At 65.9% G+C, this 15,953-nt stretch carries 18 protein-coding genes; 15 read left to right on the forward strand and 3 right to left on the reverse strand.

Translation table 11 applies throughout. From position 1 onward, the window contains the following. The first annotated feature begins 24 nt into the window (after positions 1–24). The 8 genes from GA645_RS09230 to GA645_RS09265 all read left to right on the forward strand — a co-directional run bounded on the left by GA645_RS09230 (position 25) and on the right by GA645_RS09265 (position 7,885). Positions 25–2,262, forward strand: a complete 2,238-nt coding sequence (locus GA645_RS09230; protein ID WP_152222028.1) for a chemotaxis protein CheA — start codon at positions 25–27, stop codon at positions 2,260–2,262. Between the two features lie 56 nt (positions 2,263–2,318). Further along, positions 2,319–3,428, forward strand: coding sequence for a chemotaxis response regulator protein-glutamate methylesterase (locus GA645_RS09235; protein ID WP_152222030.1), 1,110 nt, complete (start codon positions 2,319–2,321; stop codon positions 3,426–3,428). Further along, entirely contained in the window at positions 3,428–4,168 is a 741-nt protein-coding gene (locus tag GA645_RS09240) for a flagellar motor protein (protein WP_152222032.1), read from the forward strand. The genes GA645_RS09235 and GA645_RS09240 overlap by 1 nt, the downstream gene beginning before the upstream one ends. An 11-nt stretch (positions 4,169–4,179) precedes the next feature. Further along, entirely contained in the window at positions 4,180–5,064 is an 885-nt protein-coding gene (gene motD / locus GA645_RS09245) for a flagellar motor protein MotD (RefSeq protein ID WP_152222034.1), read from the forward strand. 49 nt (positions 5,065–5,113) lie between these two features. Beyond that, positions 5,114–5,905: a ParA family protein gene (locus GA645_RS09250; protein WP_152222036.1), complete on the forward strand. Its 792-nt coding sequence runs from the start codon at positions 5,114–5,116 to the stop codon at positions 5,903–5,905. A gap of 91 nt (positions 5,906–5,996) precedes the next feature. Beyond that, positions 5,997–6,917 (forward strand): CheW domain-containing protein, encoded by a 921-nt coding sequence (locus GA645_RS09255; protein WP_178119509.1) that lies wholly within the window; start codon positions 5,997–5,999, stop codon positions 6,915–6,917. Positions 6,918–6,993: 76 nt separating this feature from the next. Then, positions 6,994–7,473 carry a chemotaxis protein CheW gene (locus GA645_RS09260; protein ID WP_015476565.1) on the forward strand — a complete coding sequence of 160 codons (480 nt, stop codon included), beginning with the start codon at positions 6,994–6,996 and terminating at the stop codon, positions 7,471–7,473. 1 nt (position 7,474) lies between these two features. Next, entirely contained in the window at positions 7,475–7,885 is a 411-nt protein-coding gene (locus tag GA645_RS09265; protein WP_152222038.1) for a DUF2802 domain-containing protein, read from the forward strand. A gap of 119 nt (positions 7,886–8,004) precedes the next feature. Here GA645_RS09265 and GA645_RS09270 read toward each other — a convergent pair whose 3' ends face one another. Further along, positions 8,005–9,042 (reverse strand): ribonuclease T(2), encoded by a 1,038-nt coding sequence (locus GA645_RS09270; RefSeq protein ID WP_152222040.1) that lies wholly within the window; start codon positions 9,040–9,042, stop codon positions 8,005–8,007. A gap of 437 nt (positions 9,043–9,479) precedes the next feature. Between GA645_RS09270 and GA645_RS09275 the strand changes: the two genes are divergently transcribed. Together GA645_RS09275 and GA645_RS09280 are read left to right on the forward strand one after the other, a co-directional pair. Then, on the forward strand, positions 9,480–10,364 hold the full coding sequence (locus GA645_RS09275; protein WP_152222041.1) for a DMT family transporter: 885 nt from the start codon (positions 9,480–9,482) through the stop codon (positions 10,362–10,364). Between the two features lie 119 nt (positions 10,365–10,483). Beyond that, the gene (locus GA645_RS09280) at positions 10,484–10,969 is read left to right on the forward strand and encodes a hypothetical protein (protein ID WP_256676114.1); all 486 of its coding nucleotides are present in this window, start codon (positions 10,484–10,486) and stop codon (positions 10,967–10,969) included. Positions 10,970–10,975: 6 nt separating this feature from the next. Here the strand turns inward: GA645_RS09280 and GA645_RS09285 are convergent, their stop codons facing one another. Further along, positions 10,976–11,311 (reverse strand): EscU/YscU/HrcU family type III secretion system export apparatus switch protein, encoded by a 336-nt coding sequence (locus tag GA645_RS09285; protein ID WP_152222042.1) that lies wholly within the window; start codon positions 11,309–11,311, stop codon positions 10,976–10,978. Next, positions 11,308–12,903 carry a flagellar hook-length control protein FliK gene (locus GA645_RS09290; protein ID WP_152222043.1) on the reverse strand — a complete coding sequence of 532 codons (1,596 nt, stop codon included), beginning with the start codon at positions 12,901–12,903 and terminating at the stop codon, positions 11,308–11,310. The genes GA645_RS09285 and GA645_RS09290 overlap by 4 nt, the downstream gene beginning before the upstream one ends. 258 nt (positions 12,904–13,161) lie before the next feature. Between GA645_RS09290 and ccmA the strand changes: the two genes are divergently transcribed. The 5 genes from ccmA to ccmE all read left to right on the forward strand — a co-directional run bounded on the left by ccmA (position 13,162) and on the right by ccmE (position 15,953). Further along, positions 13,162–13,818 carry a cytochrome c biogenesis heme-transporting ATPase CcmA gene (gene ccmA, locus GA645_RS09295; protein ID WP_152222044.1) on the forward strand — a complete coding sequence of 219 codons (657 nt, stop codon included), beginning with the start codon at positions 13,162–13,164 and terminating at the stop codon, positions 13,816–13,818. Next, positions 13,815–14,486 carry a heme exporter protein CcmB gene (ccmB, locus tag GA645_RS09300; RefSeq protein ID WP_152222045.1) on the forward strand — a complete coding sequence of 224 codons (672 nt, stop codon included), beginning with the start codon at positions 13,815–13,817 and terminating at the stop codon, positions 14,484–14,486. The genes ccmA and ccmB overlap by 4 nt, the downstream gene beginning before the upstream one ends. A 65-nt stretch (positions 14,487–14,551) precedes the next feature. After that, a complete protein-coding gene (locus tag GA645_RS09305; RefSeq protein ID WP_152222046.1) occupies positions 14,552–15,298 on the forward strand; it encodes a heme ABC transporter permease in 747 nt (248 codons plus the stop codon). Next, entirely contained in the window at positions 15,295–15,471 is a 177-nt protein-coding gene (ccmD, locus tag GA645_RS09310) for a heme exporter protein CcmD (protein WP_152222047.1), read from the forward strand. Before GA645_RS09305 ends, ccmD begins: the two co-directional genes overlap by 4 nt. Then, positions 15,468–15,953 carry a cytochrome c maturation protein CcmE gene (ccmE, locus tag GA645_RS09315; RefSeq protein ID WP_152222048.1) on the forward strand — a complete coding sequence of 162 codons (486 nt, stop codon included), beginning with the start codon at positions 15,468–15,470 and terminating at the stop codon, positions 15,951–15,953. The genes ccmD and ccmE overlap by 4 nt, the downstream gene beginning before the upstream one ends.

The raw sequence follows: 15,953 nt of genomic DNA on the forward strand, positions 1-15,953 counted from the left end.
CTGACGCTGTAGAGGGAGCACCGAATGAGCTTCGACGCCGATGACGAGATCCTCCAGGACTTCCTGGTGGAGGCCGGCGAGATCCTCGAGCAGCTGTCCGAACAACTGGTCGAGCTGGAAAGCCGACCCGATGACATGGACCTGCTCAATGCGATTTTCCGTGGGTTCCACACCGTCAAGGGCGGAGCGGGCTTCCTCCAGCTGAACGCGCTGGTGGAGTGCTGCCACATCGCCGAGAACGTGTTCGACATCCTGCGCAAGGGCGAACGCCGCGTGGACGCCGAGCTCATGGACGTGGTCCTGCAGGCGCTGGATACCGTCAATGTGATGTTCCAGCAGGTGCGCGATGCGGAGGAGCCGACCCCGGCGACTCCCGAACTGCTGGCCGCGCTGTCGCGCCTCGCCGAGCCGGGCGGCAACGAACCGGTCGAAGCGCCGGTGATTGCCGAGCCCGAGCCCGCAGCGGAGGCTCCCGCGACCTACGGTGACATCACCGACGCTGAATTCGAGCAACTGATGGATGCCCTGGAGCCCGCCGCCGACGCTCCGGCTGCAGCGGTCGGCAACGGTGGCGACGACATCACCGATGACGAGTTCGAGGCGCTGCTCGACCAGTTGCACGGCAAGGGCCAGTTCGGTGGCACCCAGTCGCCGGCCAGCGTAGCTCCCGTCGTGAGCGAAGCGGCCCCGGCCGCCAGCGGTGGCGACGACATCACCGACGACGAGTTCGAAGCGCTGCTCGACCAGCTGCATGGCAAGGGCCAGTTCACCGGCGCCAAGGACGAGCCGTCTGCTGCTCCCACCGAGAGTGCTGCTGCGGCCGAGAAAGCCGAGCCCAGCGAGAAAGCCGCCGAGGCGACCGCTGGCGACGACAACATCACCGACGACGAATTCGAGAAGCTGCTCGACGAGCTGCACGGCAAGGGACAGTTCACCGGCGCGAAGGAAGAACCGCTCGCCGCCGCCAAGCCCGCCGCCAAACCGGCCGCCGCGCCGCAACCGGCCAAGCCCGCTGCCGTCCCGGCGCCAGCAAAGGCAGCCGCCAAGCCCGCAGAGGCGCCGCGTGCCGCTGCCGCCGAGAAGCCGGCGAGCGAGGCGGAAACCACGGTGCGCGTGGACACCGCGCGCCTCGACGAAATCATGAACATGGTCGGCGAACTGGTGCTGGTGCGTAACCGCCTGGTGCGCCTGGGCGCCAACAGCGGCGACGAGGCCATGGCCAAGGCCGTGTCGAACCTCGACGTGGTCACCGCGGACCTGCAGTCGGCGGTCATGAAAACCCGCATGCAGCCGATCAAGAAAGTCTTCGGCCGCTTCCCGCGTCAGGTGCGCGATCTCGCGCGCAATCTGAAGAAAGAGATCAACCTTGAGCTGATCGGCGAAGAGACCGACCTCGACAAGAACCTGGTCGAGGCCCTGGCCGACCCGCTGGTGCACCTGGTGCGCAACGCGGTGGACCACGGCATCGAAGGCCCGGACGAGCGCGAGGCCGCCGGCAAGGCGCGTTCCGGCCGGGTGGTGCTGTCCGCCGAACAGGAAGGCGACCACATCCTGCTGTCGATCTCCGATGACGGCAAGGGCATGGACCCGGACGTGCTGCGCGCCAAGGCCGTGGAGAAGGGCCTGCTGGACAAGGACGCCGCCGATCGCCTGTCCGAGTCCGAGTGCTACAACCTGATCTTCGCCCCGGGCTTCTCGACCAAGACCGAGATTTCCGACGTCTCCGGCCGCGGTGTCGGCATGGACGTGGTGAAGACCAAGATTTCGCAGCTCAACGGCATCATCAACATCTACTCCACCAAGGGCCAGGGCTCGAAGATCGTCATCAAGGTCCCGCTGACCCTGGCGATCATGCCGACCCTGATGGTGATGCTGGGCAACCAGGCCTTCGCCTTCCCGCTGGTGAACGTCAACGAGATCTTCCACCTCGACCTGTCGAACACCAATGTGGTCGACGGCCAGGAAGTGGTGATCGTCCGCGACAAGGCGCTGCCGCTGTTCTACCTCAAGCGCTGGCTGGTGCCGGGCGCCGAGTATGAAGAGCAGGGCGAGGGCCACGTGGTGATCCTCTCCGTGGGCACCCAGCGCATCGGCTTCGTGGTCGACCAGTTGGTGGGCCAGGAAGAGGTGGTGATCAAGCCGCTGGGCAAGATGCTGCAGGGCACGCCAGGCATGGCCGGAGCGACCATCACCGGTGACGGGCGGATCGCCCTGATCCTCGATGTGCCGAGCATGCTCAAGCGTTACGCGCGGCGTATCTGATACTTCCGTGCGCGGGGACGCCCGCGCGCGTGGCAAGGCTTTATTCAGGAGTGTCTATGGCTGTCAAAGTCCTGGTGGTGGACGATTCGGGATTCTTCCGCCGCCGTGTCTCGGAGATTCTCTCCGCCGATCCGCAGATCCAGGTGGTCGGCACGGCGACCAACGGCCGCGAGGCGATCGACCAGGCGCTGGCGCTCAAGCCCGACGTGATCACCATGGACTACGAGATGCCGCTGATGGACGGCATCACTGCCGTGCGGACCATCATGCAGCGTTGTCCGACCCCGGTCCTGATGTTCTCCTCGCTGACCCACGAAGGCGCGCGGGTGACCCTGGACGCGCTGGACGCTGGCGCGGTGGACTACCTGCCGAAGAACTTCGAGGATATCTCGCGCCATCCGGACAAGGTGCGCCAGCTGTTGTGCGAGAAGGTCCACACCATCGCCAAGAGCAACCGCCGCTTCGCCGCCTACACCAGCTATTCCAGCAGTGCCCCGGCTGTCGCTCCGGCGCCGGCCGGCAGTGCTGCGCGCCATGCGGCACCCGCGAGCCCCAGTGGCCATGCCGCGCCCGCGGCGGCGACCTCCGCTGCCCCAAAGCGTAAGCCCTACCGGCTGGTGGCCATCGGTACTTCCACCGGTGGGCCGGTGGCGCTGCAGCGGGTCCTGACCCAGCTGCCTGCCAACTTCCCCGCGCCGCTGGTGCTGATCCAGCACATGCCGGCGGCGTTCACCAAGGCCTTCGCCGAGCGCCTGGACAAGCTGTGCAGGATCACCGTCAAGGAAGCCGAAGACGGCGACCTGCTGCGCCCGGGCGTGGCCCTGCTGGCGCCGGGCGGCAAGCAGATGATGATCGATGGCCGTGGCGCCGTGCGCATCCTGCCCGGCGATGAGCGACTGAACTACAAGCCCTGCGTCGACGTGACCTTTGGTTCCGCGTCCAAGGCCTACGGTGACAAGGTGCTGGCGGTGGTCCTCACCGGCATGGGCGCCGACGGCCGCGAAGGCGCGCGCATGCTCAAGCAGGGCGGTAGCCAGGTGTGGGCGCAGGATGAAGCCAGCTGCGTGATCTACGGCATGCCCATGGCGATCGCCAAGGCGGGCCTGGCCGATGCGGTGTACAGCCTGGACGACATCGGCCGTCACCTCACCGAGGCCTGCGGCTGATGGATGTGCTCAGCCTGGTCGGCCTGATCCTCGCGCTGGTTGCCATCATTGGTGGCAACTTCCTCGAGGGCGGGCACGTCGGCGCGCTGGCCAATGGCCCGGCCGCGCTGATCGTGGTCGGCGGCACCCTGGCCGCGGCGTTGCTGCAGACGCCGGTGGCGGTGCTCAAGCGATCGATGCAGATGCTGCGCTGGATCATGCTGCCGCCCAAGGTGGACCTGGTCGGCGGCATTGGCCACGTGGTCGGCTGGAGCATGACTGCGCGCAAGGAAGGCCTGCTGGGCCTGGAAAGCGTCGCTGACGCCGAGCGCGATCCCTATGCGCGCAAGGGCCTGCAATTGCTGGTGGACGGCGCCGAGCCGGAAGCCATCCGCAGCATCCTCGAAGTCGACCTGTACAACCAGGAAACCCGCGACCTGGCGGCGGCCAAGGTGTTCGAAGCCATGGGGGGCTACTCGCCGACCATCGGTATCATCGGCGCCGTGATGGGCCTGATCCACGTGATGGGCAATCTTGCCGATCCCAGCCAGCTGGGTAGCGGCATCGCCGTCGCCTTCGTCGCTACCATCTATGGCGTGGGCCTGGCCAACCTGCTGCTGTTGCCGGTGGGCAACAAGCTGAAAAGCATCGTGCATCGCCAGTCCTGCTACCGCGAGATGCTGATGGAGGGCCTGCTGTCCATCGCCGAGGGCGAGAACCCGCGCTCCATCGAACTGAAGCTGCAAGGCTTCGTCGGCTGAGGAGAACGCGAATGCCTCGCCGCAGACGTCACGAGGAACACGAGAATCACGAACGCTGGCTGGTGTCCTACGCGGACTTCATCACCCTGCTGTTCGCCTTTTTCGTGGTGATGTACTCGATCTCCTCGATCAACCAGGGCAAGTACAAGATCCTTTCGGAAACCCTGACCGGCGTGTTCAACCAGCCGGACCGCGCGGTGCGGCCGATCCCCATCGGCGAAGAGCGGCCGCGCACCCAGCAACCGGACCAGTCGCTGAACGAGCCGATGGACGAGGGCCAGGCCCAGGGCAACCCGGATACCCTGGAGCAGATCGCCAGCAACATGCGCGAGGCGTTCGGCGAGCTGATCAAGAGCGATCAGGTGAGCGTGCGCGGCAACGAGTTCTGGATCGAGATCACCCTCAATTCCAGCCTGCTGTTCCCCAGCGGCGATGCGATTCCCAACGACACCGCCTTCACCATCATCGAGAAGGTCGCCAGGATTCTGGCGCCTTATCGCAACCCGGTGCACGTCGAGGGCTTCACCGACAACGTGCCGATCCATAATTCGCAGTACCCGACCAACTGGGAGCTGTCGGCGGCCCGCGCCGCGAGCATCGTCCGCATGCTCGCCCAGGACGGGCTGGATGCCGGCCGGTTGGCGGCGGTGGGCTATGGTGAATTCCAACCGGTAGCGGACAATGCGACGGCGGAAGGCCGCGCCCGCAACCGCCGGGTGGTGCTGGTGATCTCCCGCAACCTGGAAGTGCGTCGCGCCGTCAGCGGCGTGGGCAGCGGCAAGGCGCAGCCGGACCCGGCGTTGCGACATGCTGGCACGCAACCTGCACCAGTGGTTGCCAGCGAGGCGCCCGGCGGTGGCGCCGTCAAATCTTCGTCATCGACGGCAGGGGAGTGAGCAGCATGATGACCCTGAACCGATCCTGTGCCAGCGGGGAGCCAGCACTATGAAAGTCTGGGCGGTAGCCAACCAGAAAGGTGGCGTCGGCAAGACCACATCCTCCATCGCCCTCGCGGGTCTGTTGGCCGACGCCGGCAAGCGCGTGCTGATCGTCGACCTCGACCCGCACGGCTCGATGACCAGTTATTTCGGCCACGATCCGGACACCCTGGAACACAGCGTGTTCGACCTGTTCCTGCACCAGGGCAACGTGCCCGAGGGCTTGCCGGAATCGCTGCTGCTGCCCACCAGCCACGAGAACGTGCGCCTGTTGCCGTCGAGCACCGCGCTGGCCACCCTGGAGCGCCAATCGCCCGGGCAGAACGGCCTGGGCCTGGTGATCGCCAAGAGCCTGGCGCAGCTGTGGAACCAGTTCGACCACGCGATCATCGACAGCCCGCCGCTGCTGGGCGTGCTGATGGTCAACGCAATGGCGGCCAGTCAGCACCTGGTGATCCCTGTGCAGACCGAATTCCTCGCCCTGAAGGGCCTGGAGCGCATGGTCAACACCCTGAAGATGGTCAACCGCTCGCGCAAGCAGGCGTTGCCCTTCACCATCGTACCGACCCTGTTCGACCGCCGTACCCAGGCGTCCCTCGGCGCCCTGCGGGTGCTGCGCGATACCTATCCCGACACGCTCTGGCAGGCCTTCGTGCCGGTGGACACCAAGCTGCGCGATGCCAGCCGTCACGGCCTGGTGCCGTCGCGCAACGACGCCAACAGCCGTGGCGTGATTGCCTACCGCGCGCTGCTCAAGCATCTGCTGGCGCAGCTGCCGGCGGCGCAGCAGGTGGCCTGAGCATGGCGAGCATGAATTTCCGACGGGAGCGTTCAAGTCCCGTCACCCTGCTGCCGATAGGCTGGCATGTCCCTTTGCGCGGTCATCAACCATGAGTCGTTCCGCTACCGCCACCCGTCCTCAGCTTGCGCTGCAGTCCTACCTGGACGCGCTGCTGCAGGATGCTTTCGAAGAGCTCGCCGTGGAGCCTGCGGCGGCGCCTGTTGTCATTGCGCCCGAAGCGCCGGCACCGGTACCGGCACCGATGGCCCTGGTCCAGCCCGAGCCCGAGGCGCCGAGCGTCGTCGAGCCCCAGCCGAGCCTGGTGGAACCGCAACGCGACAGCGTCAGCCTGGACGAATTCGAAGCGGCGGTGTTCGAAGAGCAGGTGCGCGATGCTCGCCTGAGCTTCGCCCGCGAGCCTGTTGCCCGGCTTGTCGAGCCCGAGCCGGTGGTGGCGCCGCCCAGCGAGGATGAGCCGCCGGTACAGAGCGCGCAGGTCATCGAATTGCGCCAGCCGGGCAGCGCTGAGCTTCCGGCAGCGCCCCTGGCGCTGCTGGACGATGGCCGTCCGGTATGGGCCGCCGAGCCCTTCGAGTGCCTGCTGTTCGACGTTGCCGGGCTGACTCTGGCGGTACCGCTGGTCTGCCTGGGCTCGATCTACCCGCTGGCCGGCCATGATCTGACTCCGCTGTTCGGGCAGCCGGACTGGTTCCTCGGTATCCTGCCGGGGCAGACCGGCAACCTGAAGGTGCTGGACACCGCGCGCTGGGTGATGCCCGAGCGCTACCGCGACGACTATCGCGAAGGCTTGCAGTACGTGATTTCCGTGCAGGGCTACGAGTGGGGGCTGGCGGTGCACCAGGTCAGTCGCTCGATCCGCCTGGACCCGTCCGAGGTGAAGTGGCGCACCCAGCGCCAGCAGCGCCCCTGGCTGGCCGGCACGGTGATCGAACAGATGTGCGCGTTGCTGGACGTCTCGGCCCTGGCCGAACTGATCGCCAGCGGCGCAACGCGGCGTCCTCAGCACTGAGTGCGCGCAGACTTATTGAATTTAATGAGAGCCACCATGCCGCCAGCGGCGTGGTTCGACGAAGAGGCGAGGGGATATGAAGAAAACGTCAGCGCAGGGTGCCGAAGATCCGATTCTGCAGTGGGTCACCTTCCGCCTGGACAACGAGACCTATGGCATCAACGTGATGCAGGTCCAGGAAGTGCTGCGCTACACCGAGATCGCGCCGGTGCCCGGTGCCCCGAGCTACGTGCTGGGCATCATCAACCTGCGCGGCAACGTGGTTACCGTGATCGACACCCGCCAGCGCTTCGGTCTGGACCCGGCGCCGGTTTCCGACAACACCCGCATCGTCATCATCGAGGCGGACAAGCAGGTGGTGGGCATCCTGGTCGATAGCGTCGCCGAGGTGGTCTACCTGCGCCAGTCCGAGATCGAGACCGCGCCGAACGTCGGCAACGAGGAATCGGCCAAGTTCATCCAGGGCGTCTGCAACAAGAACGGCGAGCTGCTGATCCTGGTCGAGCTGGACAAGATGATGACCGAGGAAGAGTGGTCGGAGCTGGAGAGCATCTGACGTGCTGTTGATCGCACTGGTGATCCTCGCCGTGGCCTGTGTGGGCCTTGCGGGGACTTGCGTCTGGCTGGCGGGGCGTCAGCGCGCCCAGCAGGCGCAGGCGGTAGCGCAGGCCAAGCAGGTTGACGCGCTCGAACAGCGCCTGAGGGAGCTGGGCAAGCGCATCGAGTCGTACCAGCTGATCAATGTCCGCATGGGCGAGGAGCTGCGCGACCTGGGCAAGCAGCTCGCGCCGCTGCCCGAGCGCGTGACGCGCATGGAGCAGCGCGATCCCGCCACCTTGTCCTTCAGCCAGGCGGCACGCCTGGTTGGCATGGGCGCCTCGGCGTCCGACCTGACCCAGAGCTGCGGGTTGTCCCAGGCCGAGGCCGAACTGGTCGCGCGCATGCACCAGGGCAAGTCGCGCGAATAGATTGCTGTGGGCCGCCAGCGATCGTACGGCTCATGCCGCCGTTGCGCGTTCGACTGGCGGCACGACAACATGGTTCATCTGCTCGCAAGTGCAGAAAAAGGGGCCTTGGCCTCAGGCGGTCAGCGCCCACTTCCACTGGATTCGATGCGAATTTCATCGCTCCGGCATTCCTTTGGGTCCTCGGCACGCTGCGCGACAAAGTTGCCGTGAATGATATCCCTGACCGTTCGTGGCCCCTTGATGTCCTGCGGCAGTGCGATCCGTACCTCTTGTAGAAAGCCGCCTCTGCAGACCAGCAGGAAGTTGTTGGCGGCGTTGGCACTGCTGTATTCCTGGTTCAGCGTGGAGTAGAACGCATCCTTCGAGATGGCGCCGCCGATATGCTCGCGGATATAGCGGCCCGCCGCCGAGTCATTGAAGGATTTCGTCAGGTCGACTGCGAGCCGGAAATAGTCGTCGTCGCTCATCGCTGTCTGGCAGACGCCATGCTTCTTCCATTCGTAGGCTCCGAACTGGGTGCCGTAGTAGAAGTTGGGCATCCAGGGCTTGATGTAGTCCACGGTAGCGCTGCTCAGGTCCAGTTTTGCGCCATTGCAGTTGCCGTAGTCGTCGCGGCATTGCGCCTTGTTCGGCCAGAGTCCGTGCAGGGTGAAGTGGGAAATGTCCAATTGCCCCTTCTGCATCGCCTGGCATTCGGGCTTTTTGCCGGCATTGGGGTTGTGCAGGCAGAACCCGGGTTGCCAGGTGAGCGCCAGTACATAGCTGTCGTAAGTGTCGGCGATCCGGCACAGGGGTTGGGATTGAGTTTGGGTTTGGGTTTGGGTTTGGGTTTGGGTTTGGGGTTGACCTGGGCGGGCTATCGCCAGGTCCTTGACCGAGCCGCAGGTCGCCGAAACCCAGCGCAGACCATTTCTCTCCGGGGAAACCTGCAGTCTCACCCACTCATACTGCTCCTTGTTGACTTCGAGGATTCGGTAGCTTTCTCCGGGCCGCACCTGGAGTGAGCCAGGGTTGGTTTCTTTCTTGAATGATTGATAGGCCTCGCATCGGGTCGATACCTCGAACGTGCCTTGGCTGGCCTCCATGGCGAAGGTCTCGATACTGGGAACCAGCACAAGGGGTGCGAACAGCCAGATGGCGGCAGAGACTCGGTGCATTTGCTGATCCTGTTGCGACGTGGAGGGGCTTCGAGCATTCAGGGGGAGTCTTTCACTCCGTTGCCCTGCGCATTTCAGCGATGGGGAGGGTGATTCTTTTCGGCTTCCACAAAACAGTAAAGCCCGAGGGGGGAGGCTTTACGTACCGAGGGGGATGGCTGGAGTGTCCTGGCGCTGGAGCAGTGTCGAATTTCCGGGTGATTTGGAGCTAAAGAGAGTGCAGGTTCATCTTTCGGGTCATTCGGCCATGCGGCAGTCGTGCCCTGCACGTGCCGCTCGACAAGCGCCCCCGGCGCGGGCAGATTGGGCTCCCTTCGCCCGCGCCGATACCGACGAGCCCCATTCCAACGTCTCCGGCGTGCCGCCTTGTCCATGGCGGCAGAGCGGTGCGGCTTCCGATTGTCGTTGACCCGTTCAGATAAAGGGCACTGACCCGCATGCACCGCCCGCACCTTGATTCGCGTCTTCCCGGTATCGCCTGCCTGCTGGTCACCGCCACGGGTTGGGCCATCAACTGGCCCACCATGAAACTGCTCCTGCAGGTCTGGCCGCCGCTGTTCTCCCGAGGGCTGGCGGGCGTGATCGCCGCTGCCATACTGGCCGCCGTCGCCGCGCTGCAGGGGCAGCGGCTGATTCCGGAGCGCCAGGCGTTGCCCCGGCTCACGGCTGCCGCCTTTACCAACGTCTTTGCCTGGATGGGCTTTTCCACGCTGGCCATGAAATGGATCAACGTCAGCGAAGGGGTGCTGCTGGTCTATACGATGCCGATCTGGGTCACGCTGCTGGCATGGCCGCTGCGCGGCCTGCGCCCCACGGCGAGCGGGTTCGCAGCGTTGCTGCTGGGCCTGGCCGGCGTCACGGTGCTGCTGAGCGCCCACGGTCTCTCCATTGCCCCGGGCCAGGCACTCGGCGTTGGCTTTGCGCTGTCCGCCGCCGTGCTGTTCGCGCTGGGCACGGAGCTCAATGGTAGGCCATTCCCGCTGGCGCCGATCGTCTCGACGGCCTGGCAGGTCGGGCTGGGTTGCCTGCCGATGCTGATATTCGGCATCGCCTTCGAGCATCCCCAGCTGGATGCCCTGGGGCCATCGCAGCTTGCCTGCATGGTCTACATGACGCTGGTGCCCATGGGTGTCTGCTACCTGACCTGGTTCGCCGCGCTACAGCGCCTCCCCGCGTCCGTCGCGGCAACCGGCATGCTGCTGGTGCCCCTGCTGGGCGTGCTGTCTGCCGCGATCATGCTGGGTGACCCGATCGGCTCGCGGGAAATCCTGGCCATGGCCCTGACCTTGAGCGGCGTGGCACTGGTATTGAAACGGCGCTGAGGATCGGCGGCCCGCTCGTTGTAGTCCATTTGCTACGCGCGTTTCGGACTTGTCTGATAAGAAAGCGTTCAGAACGCCGTTAGATTGGCCCTGTCGAAACTTCCGAGAGGGCCAACGATATGGCCGCCATTTCGCGTCGGGCCATGGTGCTGTGTTCGCATCCGGGCCGCTTGCTGGACTACAGCGTGCTGTTCAATCGCCTGGAGTTCTACCACCTGAGCCTGTGCCAGGACATGGATGAGGTGCGCAAGGCGCTGTCCAGCCAGCAGCGCTACAGCCTCTTGGTCCTTGACGACTTCGTGCCCGGCGCCGGCGAGCTGATGAGCCTGAAAACCCTCAGCCAGAGCAACGCCTTCCGCCAGTTCGTGCTGGCCGGGAACTACAGCGCCGAGGAGAAGACCGGGCTGTACCAGTGGGCGTGGAGAAATCGCGTGCCGCTGCTGCAGGTACTGGACAAGCCGCTGTCCCTGGCGCAACTGCGCGAAGTCACCAGCAGCATGGTGCTCTACCACAGCGAAGACGCGCAGCTGATTCGTGCGTCCGTGGCCGAGATCCGTGATTACCAGGTGTCGGGCGAGCAGCGTCGCGACTCCGCCTGCTGCTGAGCCGAATCAGTCGGCCCGGGTGTCGGGCCCGTCCAGCAGCAGGGGAGCCTCATTCATTGGCGCGGCCCCGTTCAGCGGGCTCTTGCCCTTCAGGTACCAGGCGAAGGCGATGATCTCGGCGATGGTGCGATAGAGCGCCTCGGGAATCGCCTCGCCCAGCTCCAGGCGTGCCAGCAGGCGCACCAGGTCGGCGTTCTCGTAGATCGGCACTTCATGGTGGCGGGCGATGGCGAGGATGGTCTCGGCCAGTTCGTCGTCGCCCTTGGCGGTGAGGGTCGGCGCGGTCTGTCCGTCGTAGTTGAGGGCGATGACCTGGCGCGGGGCTTTCTTCGGTTTGTTCATGCGGTTTCATCCACCCAGCGCTGTTCCACGGCGGTGCGCTTGCCCTGGGGAGGCTTGCCCTGGCTGCAGGACAGTTCGCCCACGGTAAGGCCGGCGTCGTTCAGGCGCTGGCGCAGGGTGCCCAGTTCGCGGTCGATCAGGCTGGCGGTGCTGGCCTGTTCCGCCCACAGCTGGCTGGCGATGCTGCCGTGGGCGAGGGTGGCCTGGACCTGCAGCGGGCCGAGCGGGTCGAGGTCGAAGGCCAGCTCCACGCGCCAGAGCGTGTCGCGCTGCTGCTCGCGCTCGCTGCCCTGGCGGTCTTCCTGCTGAATGAGCACCTGCAACGGCACCAGGTGGTGCTGCTGGCGCAGCGGGATTTCCATCTGCCAGGTGTTGAGCACGGTGCCGTCGGGCAGGACTTCGTTCTGCGACAGGCTGGACAGCTGGTGCGTCTGCAGGCGTGCCACGGCGGCCGCGGCCAGCTTGAGCAGGGATTCCAGGTCGCCATCCTCTTCCAGTTGGTGCGCCAAGCGGCTGGGCAGCGGGAAGCTGACCGCCGGCGGCGTGCGTCCACCGGTCTGGCCAAGCACGCCGAGGGCGTTGCGCACGAAGGCCGGCAGCGACTGCGCCAGGTTGCTGGCGCCGGCCAGGGCATTGCCCGGGAGGTTGCCCAGTACCGAGGCGGCGGTGCCGTTCTGCGTCGGAAGCAACTGGGAGATCAGGCGCAGCAGATTGGCCTTGAGGTCCTGCGGCAGGCCTTCGGCGCCGCGCAGCAATTGGGCTTCGAGGAATACGCCGCTGTGCTGGATGGCCTGGGCCACGCCCTTGGCGCTGCCGAGCTGGTGGGCATCGGGGAGGGCGGTGAGCAACTTGTCCACAGCCTGGCGCAGCTCGGGGCTGAGCGACTGGCCGCGTCCGGCGCCCTGCAAGGCGCTGAACAGACCTTCCAGCGATCCCTGGCGGCCCTGCTGTGCGGACAGCTGGCGGGTGAGTTCGAGTTGGTCGAGGCGACTGTCCAGCGGCAGGAACTGCAGGGCGTGCTGATCCTGCACCCGCGCGCTGAGCAGGCTGTTGAGGGGCATCGGCTTGGGCGATTCGATGCTCATCTGGCGCCCGGCCAACGGCGTATTGAGCAGCGTCACCAGCACCTTGTAGATGACCTGCTCGGCTTTGTTCTGGGGGAGCGGCTGGCTGGAGTCGACCTTGCCCTGAAGCAGCGTGCCCACCGGAAGCAGGTTGAGGTCCAGGCTGCCCAGTGTCGGCTGACGGCCGCCCAGGCCCAGCTGGGTGAGGTTCGGCTGGCTGATCAGGGTGGCGGCGAGATTGGTCTGGGTCAGCGACGAGAGCTCCAGGGTGCTGCCCTTGGGCACGGCCTGCGGGCTGTCGGCAACCACCAGGGCCTGCTGGCCGCTGGCCATGGTCAGGCGCAGCAGCAGTTGGAAGTTCACCGGGGTCTCACGCACCGCGAGGACTTCGGCGTTAGCCTTTTCCCCGGGCGGCAGCAGGTCACCCAGGCTCTGCGCGAGCTTGAGCGTCAGCTCCGCCGAGCTTTGCGCGCTGCGCAGTGTAGGCATGGGCGGTAGCGGGCGGGAAGCGCCAATTTCGCTCGGCATCGGGGACCTGGCTGGACAGCGGGACGGGTTGACGCCCAGTGTATCGGCGCGCGCTGCGGGCACTTTAGACCGTCCGGCGGCGCGGGGCAGCCCAGGCAGGAGCCGGGTGCGCTGTTTTGACGTTACACCCTGTCGAAAAACCTGACGTCGGGCGTAGGAACGCCTGTGTATAATGCGCCGCCCGTGGCCGCGCTTGGCGGTCCGGGCGGTATGGCCGCTTTTTTGCACCACTGACTGTTTTCTGCCCGACGGTTGCCGATGCCCTTGACCCATCCACTTCTCGAAACCGTGGCGCTCGCCTGCGAGCGGGACTGGCGCATGCTATTCGACCGTCTCGATTTGCGACTGGGTGCGGGCGAAATGCTACAGATCGTCGGCCCCAACGGCAGCGGCAAGACCAGCCTGCTACGCCTGCTCAGCGGCCTGATGCAGCCCACCGCCGGCGACGTGCTGCTCAACGGCAAGCCACTGGGCGAGCAGCGCGGCGAACTGGCCCGCCTGCTACTGTGGATCGGCCACGCCGCCGGCATCAAGGGGTTGCTGACCGCCGAGGAGAATCTCGCCTGGCTCTGCGCCCTGCACCAGCCGGCCAGCCACGACGCCATCTGGCAGGCCCTGGCCGCCGTCGGCCTGCGTGGTTTCGAGGACGTTCCCTGCCACACCCTGTCCGCCGGCCAGCAGCGCCGCGTGGCACTGGCGCGCCTGTACCTGGACGCGCCGCCGTTGTGGATACTCGACGAACCCTTCACCGCACTGGACAAGCAGGGTGTGGCGCAGCTTGAAGAACACCTTGCCGGCCATTGCGAACGGGGCGGTCTGGTCGTGCTGACCACCCACCACAGCCTGGAGCGCATGCCCGCCGGTTACCGGGCGCTCGACCTCGGCCAGCACGCGCGGGAGGTGGCGACGCGATGAGCAACGTCTTCACCCTGCTGCTCGCCCGCGAGACCCGCCTGCTGTTCCGCCGTCCGGCGGAGCTGGCTAATCCCTTGGTGTTCTTCGCCATCGTCATCGCGTTGTTCCCGCTGGCGGTCGGCCCCGAATCGGAAATGCTCAAGAACCTTTCGCCGGGCCTGGTGTGGGTCGCGGCGCTGCTGGCGGTGCTGCTGTCGCTGGACGGCCTGTTCCGTAGCGATTTCGAGGATGGTTCCTTGGAACAGTGGGTCCTTTCGCCGCACCCTCTGCCCCTTCTGGTACTGGCCAAGGTGCTGGCACACTGGCTGATTTCCGGGCTGGCGCTTGTGCTGCTGTCCCCGCTGTTCGCCCTCATGCTGGGTCTGCCGGCGCGCTGCCTGCCGGACCTGCTGCTGTCACTGCTGCTGGGCACGCCAGTATTGAGCCTGTTGGGCGCGGTGGGCGCGGCATTGACCGTGGGACTGAAGCGTGGCGGCCTGCTGCTGGCGTTGCTGATCCTGCCGTTGTACATACCGGTACTGATCCTCGGCAGCGGCGCGTTGCAATCTTCCCTGCAGGGCCTCCCGACCGCCGGGCACCTGCTGTGGTTGGCCAGCCTGACGGCGTTAGCATTGACGCTGACGCCCTTTGCCATCGCCGCCGGGCTGAAAATCAGCGTCGGCGAGTGAACGAACGATCGCCGGCCTGGGAAGCAGGATCGGCGACAGACTAGAGTCCTGAATTACAGAGCCTGATGATGAACTGGACTTGGTTTCACAAGCTTGGGTCGCCCAAGTGGTTCTACGAGATCAGCGGACGCTGGATGCCCTGGTTCGCCCTCGCCGCAGCGTTGCTGCTGAGCGTCGGCATCGTCTGGGGTCTGGCCTTCGCGCCGCCGGACTACCAGCAGGGCAACAGCTTCCGCATCATCTATATCCATGTTCCGGCGGCGTTCCTTGCGCAGTCCTGCTACGTGATGCTGGCGGTGGCCGGCGCCATCGGCCTGGTCTGGAAGATGAAGATCGCCGACGTCGCCGTGCAGTGCGCCGCGCCCATCGGCGCCTGGATGACCTTCATCGCGCTGGTCACCGGCGCCATCTGGGGCAAGCCGACCTGGGGCGCCTGGTGGGTGTGGGACGCACGCCTGACCTCGATGCTGATCCTGCTGTTCCTCTATTTCGGCATCATCGCTCTCGGCCAGGCGATCACCAACCGCGACAGCGCGGCCAAGGCCTGCGCGGTGCTGGCCATCGTCGGTTCGGTCAACATCCCGATCATCAAGTACTCGGTGGACCTGTGGAATACCCTGCACCAGCCAGCCACCTTCACCCTGACCGAGAAGCCACCGATGCCGCCGGAGATGTGGATTCCGCTGCTGCTGATGGTCGCCGGCTTCTACTGCTTCTTCGCCGTGGTGCTGCTGATGCGCATGCGCCTGGAAGTGCTCAAGCGTGAAGCCCGTTCGAGCTGGGTCAAGGCTGAGGTGGAGAGCGCACTATGAGTTTCCAGTCCTTCGGTGAATTCCTCGCCATGGGTCACCATGGCCCTTATGTGTGGTCGGCTTACGCCATCAGCCTGGCAGTGCTGGCGATCAACGTCGCTTCGCCGCTGCTGGCGCGCCGACGGTACCTGCAAGAAGAGGCGCGTCGTCTGCGCCGGGAGGCCAACAAGTGAATCCGGTTCGCAAGAAGCGCCTGTACATCGTTCTCGCCATCGTCGCCGGCGTGGGCGTGGCCGTCACCCTCGCGTTGTCGGCCCTGCAGCAGAACATCAACCTGTTCTACACCCCGACCCAGATCGCCAACGGCGAGGCGCCGCATGACACGCGCATCCGCGCCGGCGGCATGGTGGAGAAGGGCTCGCTCAAGCGTTCGGCGGACTCGCTGGACGTCGAGTTCGTGGTCACCGACTTCGCCAAGGAAGTCACGGTGAAGTACCGCGGCATCCTCCCGGACCTGTTCCGCGAAGGGCAGGGCATCGTCGCCCTGGGCAAGATCGACGGGAACGGGGTGCTGACCGCCGACGAAGTGCTGGCCAAGCACGACGAGAAGTACATGCCGCCGGAAGTCACCAAGGCGCTCAAGGACAGCGGCAAGCTGGAGCACTACGAAGCCAGCCAGGGCGCCAACGGCGCGGCACAGCAGGGGAGCAACTGA

The organism is Pseudomonas sp. SCB32 (assembly GCF_009189165.1).
Classification (GTDB): domain Bacteria; phylum Pseudomonadota; class Gammaproteobacteria; order Pseudomonadales; family Pseudomonadaceae; genus Pseudomonas.